General features: G+C 68.3%; 12 protein-coding genes and 1 pseudogene. 7 read left to right on the top strand and 6 right to left on the bottom strand.

Annotated elements, in window-relative coordinates:
• On the top strand, nucleotides 1–307 hold a 307-nt coding region (locus tag A9X03_RS12840; protein ID WP_231975389.1), incomplete at its 5' end, for an arginine deiminase family protein.
• Nucleotides 308–355: 48 nt separating this feature from the next.
• On the opposite strand, the gene A9X03_RS12835 is transcribed toward A9X03_RS12840, so the two are convergent.
• The gene (locus A9X03_RS12835; protein WP_068261351.1) at nucleotides 356–1204 is read right to left on the bottom strand and encodes a DUF559 domain-containing protein; all 849 of its coding nucleotides are present in this window, start codon (nucleotides 1202–1204) and stop codon (nucleotides 356–358) included.
• Between the two features lie 104 nt (nucleotides 1205–1308).
• A complete protein-coding gene (locus A9X03_RS12830; RefSeq protein WP_067758046.1) occupies nucleotides 1309–2877 on the bottom strand; it encodes a dolichyl-phosphate-mannose--protein mannosyltransferase in 1569 nt (522 codons plus the stop codon).
• Nucleotides 2878–2902: 25 nt separating this feature from the next.
• On the opposite strand from A9X03_RS12830, the gene rsmI reads away from it, so the two are divergent.
• Nucleotides 2903–3739: a 16S rRNA (cytidine(1402)-2'-O)-methyltransferase gene (gene rsmI, locus A9X03_RS12825; RefSeq protein ID WP_067758180.1), complete on the top strand. Its 837-nt coding sequence runs from the start codon at nucleotides 2903–2905 to the stop codon at nucleotides 3737–3739.
• Nucleotides 3740–3742: 3 nt separating this feature from the next.
• On the opposite strand, the gene A9X03_RS12820 is transcribed toward rsmI, so the two are convergent.
• From A9X03_RS12820 to A9X03_RS12810, 3 genes are read right to left on the bottom strand one after another with little or no spacing between them, the layout of a single operon-like run.
• On the bottom strand, nucleotides 3743–4996 hold the full coding sequence (locus tag A9X03_RS12820) for an aminodeoxychorismate synthase component I (RefSeq protein WP_067758043.1): 1254 nt from the start codon (nucleotides 4994–4996) through the stop codon (nucleotides 3743–3745).
• A gap of 60 nt (nucleotides 4997–5056) precedes the next feature.
• Nucleotides 5057–5968 carry an RNA polymerase sigma-70 factor gene (locus A9X03_RS12815; protein ID WP_067758040.1) on the bottom strand — a complete coding sequence of 304 codons (912 nt, stop codon included), beginning with the start codon at nucleotides 5966–5968 and terminating at the stop codon, nucleotides 5057–5059.
• The gene (locus A9X03_RS12810; RefSeq protein WP_067758037.1) at nucleotides 5965–7146 is read right to left on the bottom strand and encodes an NAD(P)/FAD-dependent oxidoreductase; all 1182 of its coding nucleotides are present in this window, start codon (nucleotides 7144–7146) and stop codon (nucleotides 5965–5967) included. The genes A9X03_RS12815 and A9X03_RS12810 overlap by 4 nt, the downstream gene beginning before the upstream one ends.
• A 290-nt stretch (nucleotides 7147–7436) precedes the next feature.
• Here A9X03_RS12810 and A9X03_RS12805 point away from each other — a divergent pair, with 290 nt between their 5' ends.
• The gene (locus A9X03_RS12805; protein WP_067758177.1) at nucleotides 7437–9053 is read left to right on the top strand and encodes a hypothetical protein; all 1617 of its coding nucleotides are present in this window, start codon (nucleotides 7437–7439) and stop codon (nucleotides 9051–9053) included.
• A 236-nt stretch (nucleotides 9054–9289) separates the two neighbouring features.
• Entirely contained in the window at nucleotides 9290–11152 is a 1863-nt protein-coding gene (locus A9X03_RS12800) for a bifunctional diguanylate cyclase/phosphodiesterase (RefSeq protein WP_067758174.1), read from the top strand.
• Nucleotides 11153–11232: 80 nt separating this feature from the next.
• Here A9X03_RS12800 and A9X03_RS12795 read toward each other — a convergent pair whose 3' ends face one another.
• Entirely contained in the window at nucleotides 11233–12027 is a 795-nt protein-coding gene (locus A9X03_RS12795; RefSeq protein ID WP_067758034.1) for an FkbM family methyltransferase, read from the bottom strand.
• 344 nt (nucleotides 12028–12371) lie between these two features.
• Here A9X03_RS12795 and A9X03_RS12790 point away from each other — a divergent pair, with 344 nt between their 5' ends.
• The 3 genes and pseudogenes from A9X03_RS12790 to A9X03_RS12780 form a co-directional block, all read left to right on the top strand.
• Complete coding sequence (locus A9X03_RS12790) at nucleotides 12372–14015, top strand: hypothetical protein (RefSeq protein WP_067758171.1); 1644 nt, start codon at nucleotides 12372–12374, stop codon at nucleotides 14013–14015.
• A 179-nt stretch (nucleotides 14016–14194) separates the two neighbouring features.
• Nucleotides 14195–15646 (top strand): polysaccharide biosynthesis tyrosine autokinase, encoded by a 1452-nt coding sequence (locus A9X03_RS12785; protein ID WP_067758031.1) that lies wholly within the window; start codon nucleotides 14195–14197, stop codon nucleotides 15644–15646.
• Between the two features lie 26 nt (nucleotides 15647–15672).
• Nucleotides 15673–16511 (top strand): annotated as a pseudogene (locus A9X03_RS12780) (O-antigen ligase domain-containing protein); the annotation flags it as partial.

The raw sequence follows: 16511 nt of genomic DNA, 5'->3' as shown, positions 1-16511 counted from the left end.
CGTCGCCATCAGCGACGAGGCGCCGTTCCTGGAGGCCGCCGCCAAGGCGCTGGAGATCGACCGGCTGCGCGTCATCGACACCGGATTGGACCCCGTCGTCGCCGAACGGGAGCAGTGGGACGACGGCAACAACACGCTGGCGCTGGCGCCCGGCGTCGTCGTCGCCTACGAGCGCAACGCGCAGACCAACGCCCGCCTGCAGGACGCGGGCATCGAGGTGCTCACGATCGCGGGCTCCGAACTGGGCACCGGCCGCGGCGGCCCCCGGTGCATGTCGTGCCCCGTGGCCCGCGATCCGTTGCGCTAGACGTCGAGATTGCCGGCGTGGTCGTGATTGGCGGCCAGTTCACAGCCTTCACGGCAATCTCGATGACGATCGGCTCGCCAACGCATCGCGTGCCCGTTGAACGATGACGCGGGGCCGGTCCTCGTTGATCACCCTGATCACAGTCCAACCGAGGCGGCTCACCATCTCCGCTCGACGAATGTCCTTCACGTACTGGCTTCTGTCGGTGCGGTGCTGCTCGCCGTCGTACTCCACCGCGACCATCGGTTGTTCCCAACCCATATCCAGGTAGGCCACGAGCCGCCCGTCGGTGACTCTGATCTGCGTGGTGGGCCGTGGAAGACCGGCGTCGATCAAGACCAGCCGCAACCAGCTTTCTTTCGGCGATTGCGCACCACCGTCCATCAGGGACAGGGCGACTTGGGATCGTCGGACGCCGCGGGCCCGCTTGTTACGAGCGATCAGCCGAGTCACGTCTAACGGGTCGAGGGCCGTCGCGGCCGACAGCGCGTCGAGTTGGGCAACCGCCAGACCGCGGGGTAGGTGCCGGGCCAGATCGAACGCCGTTCGCGCCGGGTTGGTCACCGGTAGGCCATGGAGTTCGACGAGATCCTCGGCGGCGATATGGTCCCGACGGACGATGATGCCGGGCGGTGCGTGGTTGAAAGGCCCGACGACATCTACCGGGACAAAATCGTCCACCCATTTCGCTCCGTGGAGTGCGGCTGCGGCCCGGCCGGCGATGATCGCCCGCCGGCCCGACCACAGCCAGGCGGCGTAGATATTGTCATGGAGCGATGCGCCCGCGTTCTTCGGCACGTATACGTCCCGATGGATTTGGCGGTAATTCCAACGCAATTGACCCCGGGTCAGCGATCCGCGCGCTATCGCTTCGCTCCCGACAAAGACCCTAGCCATGCGCTCATCATGAGCGTCACCACCACTGGCCCGTTCACATTGCCGCCATGGTTGTGGACAACGCGATTTGTACAGCCCTCACGGCAATCTCGACGCCGAAGACGTCAGCGCCAGCTGGGCAGCCAGATCTCCATGTCCCACGTCTGCTGCGAAATCGGCAACCCGGTGAGCACCGGGAACAGCCAGGCGAAGTTGGTCACCACCAACGCCACATAACAACAGACCGCGATCAGCCCGAGCGTGCGCCGTTCCGAGCTCAGGCCGTGAGTACGGCCGGGCGGATAGAGGATGTCCCCACATATCAGGGCGATGCCCATCACCAGGAACGGCCCCATCGTCGCCGCGTAGAAGAAGTACATCTGCCGGTCGATGTCGGCGAACCAGGGTAGCCACCCCGCGCAATAACCGGTCAGCACAACGGCGTAACGCCAATCCCGACGGACGAACGCGCGCCAACACGCGTAGACCAGGACCGGTACCGCCAGCCACCACATGGCCGGGGTGCCCACCAGCATCTCCGCCTTGACGCACGACTGCGCACCGCACCCGGACACGTTCTGCTGGTCGATCGCGTACAGCACCGGCCGCAACGACATCGGCCAGGCCCACGGCTTGGACTCCCACGGGTGGTAGTTGCCTGCGGCGTTGGTCAGGCTCTTGTGGAAGTCGAAAGCCTTGGCGGTGTAATGCCATAGCGACCGGATGGCATCCGGCAGCGGGACCACCGAATGGGGGCCGATCGACTGGCCCACCTCGTGCCGGTCGATCGCCGTCTCGGACGCGAACCATGGCGCGTAACTGGCCAGGTACACCGCGAACGGGATGACCACCAGGGCGTACGCGGTCGGGATCAGATCACGCCGCAAGACCCCCACCCAGGGCCGGGTCACCTGGTACTGGCGCCGCGCCGCCACGTCGAACGCCAGCGACATCGCGCCGAAGAACAACACGAAGTACAGCCCGGACCACTTTGTCCCGCAAGCCAATCCGAGCAGGACGCCCGCCAGGAAGCGCCACCATCGCACCCCGAGCCGCGGACCCCACACCGTCTCGGCGGCGCGCCCCTGCAGCAGCGCGACGTGCATCCGCTCGCGGACCTGGTCCCGGTCGACGATCAGCGCGCCGAACGCCGCGACCACGAAGAAGGTGAGGATGCCGTCGAGCAGGGCGGTCCGCGCGGTGACGAAGCTGACGCCGTCGCAGATCACCAGAATCCCGGCGATCGCGCCGACCAGCGTGGACCGGCTGATCCGCCGGACGATCCGCGTCACCAGCACAACCAGCACCACGCCCAGCAGGGCGCCGGTGAACCGCCAGCCGACGCCGTTGTAGCCGAAGATCGCCTCGCCGATCGCGATCAGCTGCTTGCCGACCGGCGGGTGGACCACCAGGCCGAACCCCGGGTTGTCTTCCACCCCGTGGTTGTGCAGCGCCTGCCAGGCCTGGGGCGCATAGTGCTTCTCGTCGAAGACGGGCGTGCCGGCGTCGGTCGGCGAACCGAGGTTGAGGAACCGGCTGATCGTTGCCAGCACGGCGATCACGCCCGTCACGACCCAGCCGCGAATCTGATCGGTGGGACCGAAGTCGGCCACCGGAACCATCGGCCCCGGGCTGACCGCGGGCACGACACGCTCCTGGCCGGCGACCAAGGTTTCGCGGGGCGGGGCGGACATCGGTGTCGATCGTAGGCTGTCCGTCATGACCACTGGCCGCCTGTTGCTGGGCGCGACTCCGTTGGGCCAGCCGTCGGACGCCTCGCCTCGCCTGATCGATGCCCTCACTCACGCCGACGTGGTGGCGGCTGAGGACACCCGGCGGGTGCGCACGCTGGCGAAAGCCCTGGGCGTCACCATCACCGGCCGGGTGATCAGCCTGTTCGACCGGGTCGAGGCAGCCCGGGTGGACCCGCTGATCAGCGCGCTGCAAGCCGGCGCGACGGTACTGGTGGTCAGCGATGCCGGGATGCCGCTGATCAGCGACCCGGGCTTCCGGCTGGTGGCGGCGTGCGTGGATGCCGGGATCCCGCTGACCTGCCTCCCCGGCCCCTCGGCGGTGATGACCGCGCTGGCCCTGTCCGGGCTGCCCGCGGAGAAGTTCTGTTTCGAGGGGTTCGCCCCGCGCAGGAAGGCCGCGCGGCGGGCCTGGCTGGACTCGCTGGCCGACGAGCGGCGCACCTGCGTGTTCTTCGAATCGCCCCGCCGGCTCGCCGCGTGTTTGCGCGACGCCGTCGATCAACTCGGCGGCGCCCGCCGGGCGGCGATCTGCCGGGAGCTGACCAAGGTGCACGAGGAGGTGGTGCGCGGGTCGCTCGACGAGCTGGCGGCGTGGGCGGACGACGGGGTGCTCGGCGAAGTCACCGTCGTGCTGGCCGGCGCCGCCCCGCGTGTCGACCTGCCGTCGCTGGTGGCCCGGGTGGAGGAGCTGGTCGCAGGCGGTGCGCGGGTGAAGGACGCCTGCGGCGAGGTGGCCGCCGAGCATCCCGGGGTGCGGTCGCGCCAGCTCTACGACGCGGTCCTGCAGTCGCGCCGCGCGTGAGGGTCAGCCTGCCGAGAACGCGGCCGCGATGCGGGGCTGCCCGACGATGGGCGACGCCTTGTGCAGGCATTCGGCCCACTCGGCGTCGGGATCCGAGTCGGCGGTGATGCCGCCGCCGACGCCAAGCACGGCGCTGCCCGCGGCGTCGAACTCGACGGTGCGAATCGCCACGTTGAGTTCACATCCCGCCACGGGAGAAGCCAAACCGATTGTACCGCAATATATTCCGCGCCGATGCGGCTCCCATTGCGAAAGCAGTTGGCGGGCACGGTGTTTGGGGGTGCCGGTGACCGAGGCCGGCGGGAAGGCGGCGTCCAGCAGCGCCGACGTCGGCAGTTCGGCGGGCACCCGCGCCGACACGGTGGACACCAGGTGCCACACGCCCGGGGCGCGCCGCACCACCAACAACTCGGGCACGGTGACGGTGCCGACGATCGCCACGCGGCCGAGGTCGTTACGCACCAGGTCGACGATCATGATGTTTTCGGCGACCTCTTTCGCCGAAGCCCGCAGCGCCGACGGCCACGCGTCCAGCGGCAGGGTGCCCTTGATCGGGCTGGACGTCACGAGCGTCCCGCGCCGCCGCAGGAAGAGCTCGGGAGACAGCGACGCCACCGCGCCCCACGGCCCGGCGAGGTAGGCTCCGCGCGCGGGGGAGGTGCGGGCGATGCCGTCGGCGAAGAAATCCAGCGGGGCGCCGCTGATCGTCCCGGTGAATTGCGTGCACACGCACGCCTGGTAAACCTCGCCGGCGCGGATGGCCTCCAGGCAGTTGAGCACGCCGTCGCGGTGGGCGGCCCGGTCGGCGGCACCCCAGTCGATCCGGCAGTCGCGGACCGGCGAAGGCGCCGTGGCCAGCGCGGCGGCCAGCCAGTCCGCAACGGCGGCTCCGGAAAGGCTCTCGTACCACCACTGCCCGTCCCGGTCGCGGCGCAGCACGCAGTCGGTCCAGCCGCCGGCGGCTTCGGGGATGCGGTTCGGCCGGTCGTCGGCGCCGGGATCGGGGTAGGAGAGGTAACCGACCCAGCCGCCGCCCACCGCCCGCGGGTCGACGGTCTGCGGGTTCTGCTGGACGGCGAAAGCGGCGTCGGGGTCGACCGGCTGGGCCGACACGCTCGGTGCGATCACCGCGAGCGAGCCGAACCAGTCGCCGGTCAGCGCGGCCGGCGGCGGCAGGCCGAGGCGTGCCGTGGCGTCGCCGACGGCGCGCAGCACCTGGGGTGCCGCACCAAGGTCACCGAGCCGGTCGATACGCACCGCCCTAGCTTGACAGAAGGGCGGGTTTTCGCACTGCGGGCGCCGTCGACCGGCCGGACCCTAACCGCGGCTGACGTCGCGGGCGGTCGCCAGCGCCGCCAGCTTGTCCGGGTTGCGGGTCACGTAGAAGTTGGTGATCAAGGCGTCGGCGATCTCCAGCGTGATCACCCCTTCGAGGTGGTCGCCGAGGTAGAGCAGCACGGCGGGCGCGCTGTTGCAGGTCACCATTTCCACGCGGAACCCCGCGAACTCGGTCGCCTTGCGGATCAGGCCGACGATGGCGCGGGCCACCCGGTCGGCGCCCACCACGGGCCGGCGGGCCGCGCTGACCTTGCCACCGCTGTCCGCCGTCCAGGTGGCGTCGGGCGCGAGCATCGTCATCAGCGTCTCGACGTCACCGCTGGCGGCCGTCTGGAGGAACTGGGCGGTGAGCTCGGCGTTGCGTTGCGGGTCGGCGGCGTCGAACCTCTTGCGCCGCGCCCGCACGTGTTCGCGCGCCCGGTGCGCCACCTGCCGTACCGTCGGCGCCGGCCGGCCCACCGCCTCCGCGATCTCCCCGTAGTCGAAGCCGAACACCTCGCGCAGCAGGAACACCGCCCGCTCGTCGGGGCTCAGCGTTTCCAGCAGGACCAGCATCGCCATCGAAATCGATTCCGCCAGAACGACGTCCGCGGAGGGATCCTGCTCGTCGAGCAGCAGCGGTTCGGGCAGCCACGGGCCCACGTACTCCTCGCGTCGGCGCGCGTCGGCGCGCAGGGCGTTGAGCGCCTGCCGGGTCACCAGCTGGGCCAGGTAGGACTTGGTGTCGCGGACCGTGGACAAGTCGACCGCCGCCCACCGCAGATAGCTGTCCTGCAGCACGTCGTCGGCCTCGGTGGCCGAACCGAGCATCTCGTAGGCGATGGTGAACAACAGCGGCCGCAGCACGGTGAATCGTTCGGCGTGCTCACTGTCGGTGGGTGGGTGCGTCATCGCAGTGCGATCTCGGTCGGCTCCTGCGCGGGCCGCTTGCCGCCCTTGATCCAGCGGTAGGAGCCGGGCTTGGCGGCCTCGCGCCGGATGGCCCACAGCGTGCCCTTGCAAATGGCCTCCTTGATCGACGCGGCGGTGCGGCCGCCGATCGCCAGGTTCACCGGGGTGTCGTCGGTGTGGGCCAGCTGGACCGTCCCGTAGGTGCGGCCGAGGCTGATGCACTGGCCGACGAACGCCTGGCTGAGCGGGGCGGGAGCGGTTCCGGAGATGCGGCTGAGCACGGTGTTGGCCGCCTGCGCGCCCAGCGGCCCGGCGGCCTGGCAGCTCATCCGCAGCGGCTGGCCCGACGGCGCGGCAGCGTCACCCGCCGCGACGACGTAGGGGTTGTCGACGCTGGTCAGCGTCTCGTCGGTGAGCAGCCGGCCCAGCACGTCAGTGCTCAGGCCGCTGCGGACGGCCAAGTCCGGCACGGCGAAGCCGGCCGTCCAGATGGTGGCCGCGCTCGGCAGCACCCCGCCGTCGCTCAACACCACCGCGTCCCAGCGCACCTCGGCCACCGTCGCGGATTCCAGCACGTTGACCCCGAAACCGCGCAGTCGCCTGGCGACGGACCGGCGGCCGCGCCTGCTCAGCGACGGGCCGAGCGCCTCGCCGCACACCAGGGTCACCTGCCGACCCCGTTCGGCCAGTTCGGAAGCCGTCTCGATGCCGGTCAGCCCGCCGCCGACGACGGTGACGGGCGCGGCCAGCGGCAGGTCGGCGAGTGCGTAGCGCAGCCGCTGGGCGCTCTCCAGGTCGGCGATCGGGTAGGCGAAGTCCGCGAATCCGGGCACGGTGGCCGGGGTCGCGCCGGTGCTGCCGACGGCGTAGATCAAATAGTCGTAGTCGAGCTCGGCGCCCGAGGACAACAGCACGCGCCGGTCGGTGGCGTCGATGCGCTCGACGGTGTCGACGACCAACCGGATACCGTCGCCGAGCAGCGTCGCGTAGTCGGCGGTCGCGGCGCCGGTGTCGGCGACCAACTGGTGCAGGCGGATCCGCTCCACGAAGACCGGGCGGGCGTTCACCAGGGTGATGTCGATGTCCGGACGCTGGCGCAGATGGTTCGCGGCGAGGGTTCCGGCGTATCCGCCTCCGACCACGACGACATGAACTTTCTGGGCGGCCACCTCGGTCATTGCTGTCTCCTGTTCTCACGGGCCTGATGCCCTTGAGACACCGCGGACCCCTCGTGCGTGACAGGGCCGCCCATATTGTGACCCGTCTCACTGCTGCGGCTCTCGGATCGGGGGGCCGCCGGGTGCTGCGTGCTAGGCTGCGCTACGCCAATTCGTGACCTGCCCCGCGTCGGAAACACGCACCCGATAACCCAGCAGCATGGGGCCACTTCAGTGAGCATCGGTGTGTCTTGGGAGAAGCAACCGTGAAGTCGAGGAAGAGCGCGCTGGCCGCTGTCGTGTGCACGGCGATGGTGCTGAGCGGGTGCGGCGGCAAGAGCGATCCCGGGCCACTCTCCGCCATGGTCAGTCCCGCCATTCCGCCCACCGCTCAGGAGATCCCCAACCCGCTGCGCGGTCAATACGAAGAGGGCATGAATCCGCTTTTCCCGCAAGGCAATTCCGCACAGCGGTACGCGGCGTGGCCCGCGTCGTACGACGCCAGTCTGCGGGTTTCGTGGCGGCAGTTACAGCCGGTCGACCCGCGCACGCTGCCCGCCGACGCTCCCGACGACCGTAAGTTCGACTTCAGTGCGATCGACGACGCGCTGACGAAGCTGGGCAGCCGCAACATGCGGCTGATCCTGGGCGTGTACACCTACAAATCCTGTTGCAACGATTCCTATGCCGGCAACACCAACATCGCGATCCCGGACTGGATCCGTTCGGCGGCCACCAGCCTTCCCGCGCCGCCCAACAGCTCCGCACCGGGAGTCACGCAGGTGGTGCCGAATTGGAACGACGCCGACTACCTCAACAACTTCGGCCAGCTGCTCGCCGCGCTCGGTCGCCGCTACGACGGCGACGAGCGGCTCAGCGTTTTCGAGTTCTCCGGCTACGGCGATTTCGGCGAGAATAGCCTCGCGTACTTGCGCGACGCGCTCGGCGCGCCGGGTCCCACGCCGGACGACAGCCAGCCGAAGTTGGGCTATTACAGTCAGTTTCGCGATCAGACCATCACCAAGGCGTCCATCGCGAAGCTGGTGGCCGCCAACGTGGGCGCGTTCGGCCACACCCAATTGGTGACCACGGCCGAGAATCCGGAAATCGTCCGCGAGTTGATCGCCGACGAGGTGACGAAGAAGCTGTCCGCGCCGGTCGGCATCCGCGCGGATTGCCTTGGTGTGCAGTCGCCCCTGCCGGAATGGGCCGAGTCCAGCGACTCCCACTACGTGCGCTTCAACGACGCGGCCGTCAACGCGATCAAGCAGCGGCTCACCTCGGCGCTGGTGATCAGCCAGTGGTGCCGGCTGCCGAACGGGGCCGACCCCCGGTCCTACTACGAGAAGGCCCTGCACGACGTGGTGAGGTATCACGTCTCGATGACGTCCAGCGCGAACTTCCCCGACCGGGATGCGACGTCGGCGATGGATCCCAAGCTGTACCTCCTGTGGGCGAAGGCCAACACCGCCGCCGGTTACCGGTATTCGGTGGAGGCCAAGCCGGGATCGCAGTCGATCCAGGGCAAGGTCGCTTCGATCTCCGTCGTCTGGACCAACTACGGCTCCGCCGCGGCCACCGAACAGTGGACGCCCGGATACAAGCTGGTCGATTTCTCGGGAGCGGTGGTCCGCACCATCGCGGGGACGGTCAACCTCAAGTCGCTGGTCCACGACGACTCCAGCCCGTCACGCGAGGAGGCGGTTCCGGAGTCCACGACGGAATCGGTGCGCGTCGACGTGACCGGCCTGCCGCCCGGGCACTACACACTGCGGGCGTCCGTGGAATGGCAGCAGCACAAGCCGGGCGCCTCGCACGTGGTGAACTACGCGCCGATGGCACTGGCCCGCGACGGTCGCGACGGTTCCGGCCTGTATCCGATCGCGACACTGGACATCGCCAGCGACGCGGCCGCCAGCGGTCAATGACGCGCAGCGGTCCGGACCGGAAGTTGCTCGTTACCGGGGATCCGGCGTCTCCCGCGTGATACGTTCTGCTGACCAATACCCATCCTGACCTGCCCTGCTCCGGATGGACCGACGAAGCGAACCAGAGGGCCCCGCCGATGCGCATGGGCGCGCGGTCGACGGGATTCGCCAGCAAGAACATTCCCCGATCGGGCAACCCTCGACAGGTGGGATGCACGCCCGTATCGGAGGAGACCGTGCCGCGCAGTCTGGACTTGGTCGTCACCTCCGTCGCCACGCAGTTGATGGAGGCGACCGCAGCCACGGCCCATCTGGTGAGCGAGAAGGTGCTCGCGCAGCTGGTCGAGCAGTTCGACGTGGACGCCAGCTTCTTGCGCTACCTCGACCCGCACACCCGAGCGTCGACGCTGGTCGCCGAGTGGCCGCCGCGAACCGACGCCTCGGACCCGGAGCCGGCGGCCTTCGCCCAGCTGGACATCGCGGAGTCGGTGCTTGCGCAGTGCAAGCAGGGGCGCAAACCGGTGGTGATCCGGCCGGCCCAATCCAAACGCTATTTCCGCCGCCCGGTGGGCGGGGCCAAAGTGGCCGCCTCGCCCTCGGTGGCCGCCGCCCCACTGGTCTCCGGCGAGACGACCACCGGCCTGCTCGGCTTCGTCAAGTTCGGCGCCCGCAAGTGGGAGCAGGAGGAGATCAACACGCTCGAGGCCGTCGCCGCGCTGTTCGCGCAGCTGCAGGCCCGCATCGCGGCCGAAGACAAGCTCCGCTATCTGGCCGAGCACGACGATCTGACCGGGCTTTTCAACCGCCGCGCCCTGGTCGCGCACCTGACCGAGCGGCTCTTGACGGGTCGCCCCGGGCCCGTCGCGGTCCTGTACCTCGACCTCGACCGGCTCAAACCGATCAACGACTACCTCGGGCACACCGCGGGTGACTGGTTCATCCGGGTCTTCGCGCAACGCATCAAGATCTGCGCTCCCGACTGCACGATCGCCCGGCTGGGCGGGGACGAGTTCGTCGTCGTACCCGACCAGCCGATGTCGCCCGAGCACGCGGAATCGTTCGCCCGCAGCCTCTCTGGCATGCTGTGCGAACGCCTGGCCATCGGCGGCCACGTGATCAGCCGCACGGTCAGCGTCGGGCTCGCGGTCGGCGTCCCGGGGCGGGACAACTGCACCGACCTCCTCCGCCGCGCCGACGAGGCGGTGCTGACGGCCAAGCGCGGGGGTGGCAACCAGATCGCGGTGTCCACCGATGACATGTCGCTCAAGCGCGCGTTCCGCAACGACATCGAGTTGCATCTGCAAGGCGACATCGGCAGCGAGGCGTTGCTGCTGCACTACCTGCCGGAGGTCGACCTGTCGACCGGCGCCATCGTGGGCGCCGAGGCACTGGTGCGCTGGCGCCACCCGATCTGGGGGCTGCTACTGCCGGATTCGTTCATCGGAATCGCCGAATCGACCAACCTGGCAATGGAATTGGGCCGCTGGGTGATGCGCACCGCGTGCGCCGACTTCGGTCGCTGGCAGGCGAACGGGCTCGGCCGGGGCACCGTGATGCGGATCAACGTGTCGCCGCTTCAGCTCATCACCCGCGGGTTCGTGCGCGACGTCGCCAACACCATCGACGAGTTCGGTCTCGACGCCGGCTCGGTGTGCCTGGAGATCACCGAGCGCGCCGTGGTGCACGACATCGAGACCACTCGAAAGACGTTGGCGGAGCTCAAGGAAATCGGCGTGCAGCTGGCCATCGACGACTTCGGCACCGGCTACGCGGTGTTGTCGCATCTGAAATCCCTGCCCGTCGACATGCTCAAGATCGACACCGGGTTCGTGCGCGACTTGGGCAACAACGCCGGTGACCTGGCGATCGTTCGCGCCATCATCGGGCTGGCCGAGGCGTTCGGTCTGGACGTGGTGGCCGAGGGAGTCGAAACACCGGTCGCAGCAATGACTTTGATCCAGCACGGGTGTCGGCGGGCCCAGGGTTTTCTGTTGTCGCGTCCCGTTCCCGCGGACGCGATGGAGGCGCTGCTGGCCGCGCGCTGGCTGCCGTTGCCGTTTTTGACCGGGCGCAAGGCATTGCCGACGGGCGCCACCTAGCATCGCACCGATGGCCCCGGACATCGACAACTCGCGCGGCGGTCATCGTCGCCGAGAGCCGGCGGCGTGCCGCCCACCGCTCACTCTTCCCGAGGGATGAAGACGAAGTTGTTGACATAGACGCCGCGCGGCGCCCAGTCGTTCTCCCGGTCGCCGACGTTGGCTGGGTCCTGGTGCTCGCGCGGGTCGAAATCGCCGATCGGCCGCCGAACGCCATCGAGATCGAAATACCCGGAGTAGCCGGAGCGGCGCAACAGCTCGGTGATCTCGGCAACCGCGTTGGGGTAATGCCGTTGCTCGGCCTCCACCATGATCGCGGGCCGGTCCCGCGCGAGAGTATCTGTGGCGCCGCGCAATACGGCGAGTTCATGGCCCTCGACGTCGATCTTGATCATGCCGATGTCGTGCAGGCGTAGATCGTCGAGCCGCTTGATGGGGACCTCGATGCTTCGGATCCCGCCGTCGCCGACGTCGCTCAGGATGTTGGTGTTGTCGATCGTGCTGCGGCCGGGCTCGGATTCGACCACTCTCATCGTCCCGACGCCGGCGGTGTCGGAAAGCGCGATCGCCTCCACCCGTACGGGAACGCCGGCGGCGTCGAACATCGCGGCCAGATCGCGAGCCTGCGCGGGCCGGGGTTCGAACGCGATCACCGACCGCGACGACGCCAGCATGGCGATCGTGAATTGTCCGACGTCGGCGCCGATGTCCAGCGAGATCCGATTCGGGTCGCACAACGAAACCGCCAACTGGATGTCGGCCCGGCTCTGCCCAAGGCGTTGCAGGATGCGGAATTTCCGCCGCCAGAAGAAACGCGGCGCGAGTGCCTTCACCGCGGGCGCCAGCGGACGTGTGGCCGATCGAACCAAAGGCATCGTGCGGTCTCCTGAGCGATTCCCGGAGGGATCAGCGGATTGCGCGACCATACCAACACCAGTGGTTGGCCCGGGTGCTGTCCGGGAACGCACCCACCCCGGCGCCACTGAACAGTGGCCGGGATATGCATCGAAGATGTGCATGATTGACCGATGATGTGGGGCAGCGTTGCATCGTTGCCGATTTCAGTGCGCTTCGCGGTGGAGAGCGCCAGCGACCGGAGAGGTGTCAGTCCTTGAAGCTGATGGAGGGCGCACGTTCGGTGTGCGGAATGCCGACCTCGCCGACGTCCGTGTTCGCCGACCCGGCCCGGGCGTTGAGGAAGGCCACACTGCTGGTCGCCATTTGCGCGACGCTCTTGTTGAACGGGTGTGGTGGCCGCGCAAACCCCGAGCTGGTGACCGCGATAGTCAGCCCCGCGATACCGCTGTCCGTCCAGGACGTCCAGAATCCGCTGCGCGGCCAATACGAAGATCTTCTGATCCCGCTGTTCCCACAAGCCAATCCCGCGCAGCAGCGGTACCCGGCCTGGCCCGCGTCGGACGACGCCAGCCTGCGTGTCACCTGGCGCCAGTTACAGCCCACCGATCCCAGCACGCTGCCCCCCGACGCCCCGGACGATCAGAAATTCGACTTCAGCGTGATCGATGACGCGCTGAACAAGTTGGCCGGCAGAAACATGCGGATGACCCTTCGCATCGTCGCCTACCACTCCTGCTGTGACACGGTGTTCCCGAACAACACCAACATCGCGATCCCCGACTGGATGCGCTCGGCCGCCACCGACTACGCCGGACCGGCACGGTATTGGTGGACGCCCGGGGTCGTGCAGGTGGTGCCGAAGTGGAACGACCCCAAGTACCTCGACGCCTTCGGACAATTGCTCGCCGCGCTCGGGCGGCGGTATGACGGCGACGAGCGGCTGAGCGTTTTCGAGTTCTCCGGCTACGGGGATTGGAGCGAGAACCACATCGCCTATCTGCGCGACACGCTGGGCGCTCCCGGTCCTTCGCCCGAGGAAAGTGTCGCGAAGCTGGGCTATTACAGCCAGTTCCGGGATCAGAGCATCACGATCGCATCGATCAGGCAGCTGGTGGCGGCGACGGTGAGCGCGTTTCGGCGGACGCAGTTGATCACGACACTGCTCAATCCGGAAATCGTGCGCGAAATGCTCTCCGATGAAGTCACCAAGAAGGTGGCAGCGCCGGTGGGGGTGCGGGCCGATTGCCTGGGGGTGATCGCCCCGTTGCCCGGCTGGGTCGAATTGGACGGCTCGCGTTATGTGCAGCAGAAGGATCCGGTCATCGCCCAACTGAAAGACAGGTTGCTCACCGCGCCGGTCATCACCGAATGGTGCCTGCTGCCGAACGGCACCTCGCCGCAGTCCTACTACCAAAAGGCCTTACACGACGTCATCAAATATCACGTCGCGATGACTTCGAGTTGCGACTTCGCGGACGCTGAATCGACGACCCCGATGGACCCCGCCCTGTACCTGCTGTGGGCGCAGGCGAACGTCGCCGCCGGGTATCGGTACTCGGTCGAGGCGCGCCCGAGCCCGCAACCAGTTCACGACGGCGTCGCGACGATCGCCGTGACTTGGACCAACTACGGTTCTGCCGCCGCGATCGAGAAATGGGCTCCCCGCTACCAGCTGGTGAACTTCTCGGGCGCGGTGGTCCGCACGCTCCCGACGACCGTCAACCTGAAGACGCTGGTCCACAACGACCCCGGCGGCAACCCTGGCAATGAACCCGTTGCGGCGTCGTCGACCGAGTCGGTCAAGCTCGACCTGGCCGGCCTGGCCCCCGGCAACTACACGCTGCGGGCCTCGGTGGAATGGCAACAGCACAAGCCGGACGCATCGCGCGTGGTGAATTACCCGCCCATGCAGTTGGCCCGCAACGGCCGTGACGGCTCGGGCGGCTACCCACTGGCGACGGTCAACATATCGCGCGATGTGCTGACGGCCGGCCCCCGACCGTGAAAGACGGCCTGCGGCGGCCGCCGCCGGGATTTCGAGCCGCCCGGATCGCCTTGAAGAATCGCTTTTCGGGCAAACACCGCATGACGATGCTTCAATAATGTTCAATGTTTTTGCCCATCCGATAACCGACCGGATGGATGCTTTCGCGCCGCCGAAGCTTTCAGAAAGGCCGTTGGTCGATGGATTTCCGTACCTTTGTCCGGATTCTCGTCGCGCACTGGAAGCTGGCAGCCGCCGCGGTGCTGGCGTGCACGATCGGCGCCGCGGCCATCACCGCATTGCAGACCAAGCATTACCAGTCGTCGACCACCGTCCTGATCTCGTTCTCCGGGGCCACCGACCTGACCGAGCTGTACAACGGCACCCTCACGGCGCAGGAACGGCTGTCGTCGTACGCCCAGATCGCCGGCGGCCGGACGGTGGCCGACCGCGCGATCAAACAACTTCAGCTATCGATGAGTGCCGACGACCTGCTGACCCAAACCCAGGTGAAGTACACCGCTAAATCGCAGCTGTTCACCATCACGGTCAAAGACACAGACCCGAGGCGGGCGGCAGCGCTGGCGGGAGCGATGGCCGACCAATTCGCCGCGATCATCCCGACGCTGGGCACGGTTTCGCGTCTGGATGGCCCCGCCGCGGGCCCCCGGCCCGAACCCACCGATGCGACGACGCCGCCGGGCCAGCCCCGGGAAACCCCGGGCGTGCAGGAGCAGAACGGAAAGCCGCTCCCGGTGGCGAGGGCGCGGGTGGTGGAACCGCCTCAGGTTCCCGACCATGCGGTTACCCCGGCACCGGTACGCAACATGGCGATGGGCGTGGTCGCCGGCCTGCTTCTCGGCATGGCCGTGGCGCTGACCCGCGAGGCCAGCGACCGCACCGTGCGCACCCGCGAAAAGCTGGAACAGCTGTCGGGCCTGCCGACGCTCGGCGAGTTGCCGCGACGGCGCGGCGGGGCTCCGCGGTTCGGCACCGACGTCACGTTCGACGACGCCGTGCGGGACATGCGTACCCGGGTGCGCAGGGCGATCGGCCCCGAGGGGCGCCGGCTGCTGGTGGCGTCACCGTTCGGGGGGGAGGGGACGACGACGACGGTCCTCAACTTGTCCCGGGCATTCGCCGAGGTCGGTGACGACGTACTGGTGGTCGAGGGCGACACCCGCCGGCCGGTGATCGGCGGCTTGCTGAAGGTCGAATCGGGGGAGGGTTTGGCCAACGCGCTGGCGAACCCCGAGATCGCGGCCGAAGCCGTCAAACCGACACCCTTCCCGAGGCTGTTCGTCCTGGCGTCACGCGCGGCCCGCCGGGAGACCTTGCCCTGCTCCGCTTACCCGCCGGAAGTGCTCGACACCGTGCTGGGGGAATTGTCGTCGCGATTCGACCGGATCGTGGTCGACGGACCGCCGGTGCTGGCCACGGCCGACGCGGTCCTGCTGTCCGGCGCCGTTCAGGCGACGGTGCTGGTGGTCCGGGCGGGACGCACCACGACCGACGAACTCAAGGACGCGTTGGCAACTTTGCGCTCGGCCAACGCGGAGATCGTCGGTACGGTCCTGACCGACGCGAGGCTGTCGCTGCACCGCAAGGCCGCCGCCCAGGTCTACCGTTCGAAGGCCAGTCCTTCGACGTGATCTTCTACCTGCGCAGTCGGCATCGCATGGCCATGAGCGCAGCCTCGCTGGCGCTGTTCCTGTTCGGATGTTTCGTGTTCGGCGTGCTCTCGGTGCGACTCACCACCGAGGGCATCATGCTGATCGCCGCAACCTTCTGCCTGGTCGTCTATTGGGTGAGACCCGAGGCGATGGTATGGGTGGCGCTGGTGGGGGCGTTCGCGGCGCTGCCCCAGGGCCTGCACGTCGGCAAAGTCGTCGGCCCCGCGGTCATCTACTTGTATCTGCTGGCCGCGATGCTGGCGATCGGCTACCTGATTCCGATTGTGCGACCGCGATTCTCCGATTTCTGGCTGCCCTCCGTGTTCCTGGTCGTTCTCGTGATGTCGACGGCGGCCGGATTCGAGAACGGGCATGACGCCACCATCGTGCTGCGCGAATCACTGTCCATGCTCGAGATCGTCGTGGGCTTCGTGCTGGCGATGTTGGTGGTGTACGGCGACTACATCAAGTCGTCGATCCGCGTGACGGCCGGCATCCTGTGGTTTTCGGCGGGCATGGCGGTCGTGAGTTCGCTGCATGCCATCCGGCTGGCGGGCAGGGCCGAGAGTCTGGGGGCCGCGACCGGCGCCGACCAAGCTGTCCGGATCATCCTGACCACGCAATCCCCGGCCACCGCGACGCTGAGCGCGCTGGTGGCCGCCGCCATCATCGGCTGCCTGAGGCCTGCCACGCTGCTGACCCTCGGCCCACCCGCGCTGATCATTTCGCTGCTGTCGTTCTCCCGGAACACGCTTATCTCGATGGCCGTCGCGGCGGGGGCGGCTCTGTTGGTCAGCCTGAGCGTGCCAACCCTGCGCCGGACCGCCGTCGTCACCGCGATCTT

Origin of the sequence: Mycobacterium sp. E1715 (genome assembly GCF_001667625.1) — a bacterium.
In the GTDB taxonomy this organism is placed as follows: domain Bacteria; phylum Actinomycetota; class Actinomycetes; order Mycobacteriales; family Mycobacteriaceae; genus Mycobacterium.
This window is presented reverse-complemented; position numbering and strand designations above follow the sequence as displayed.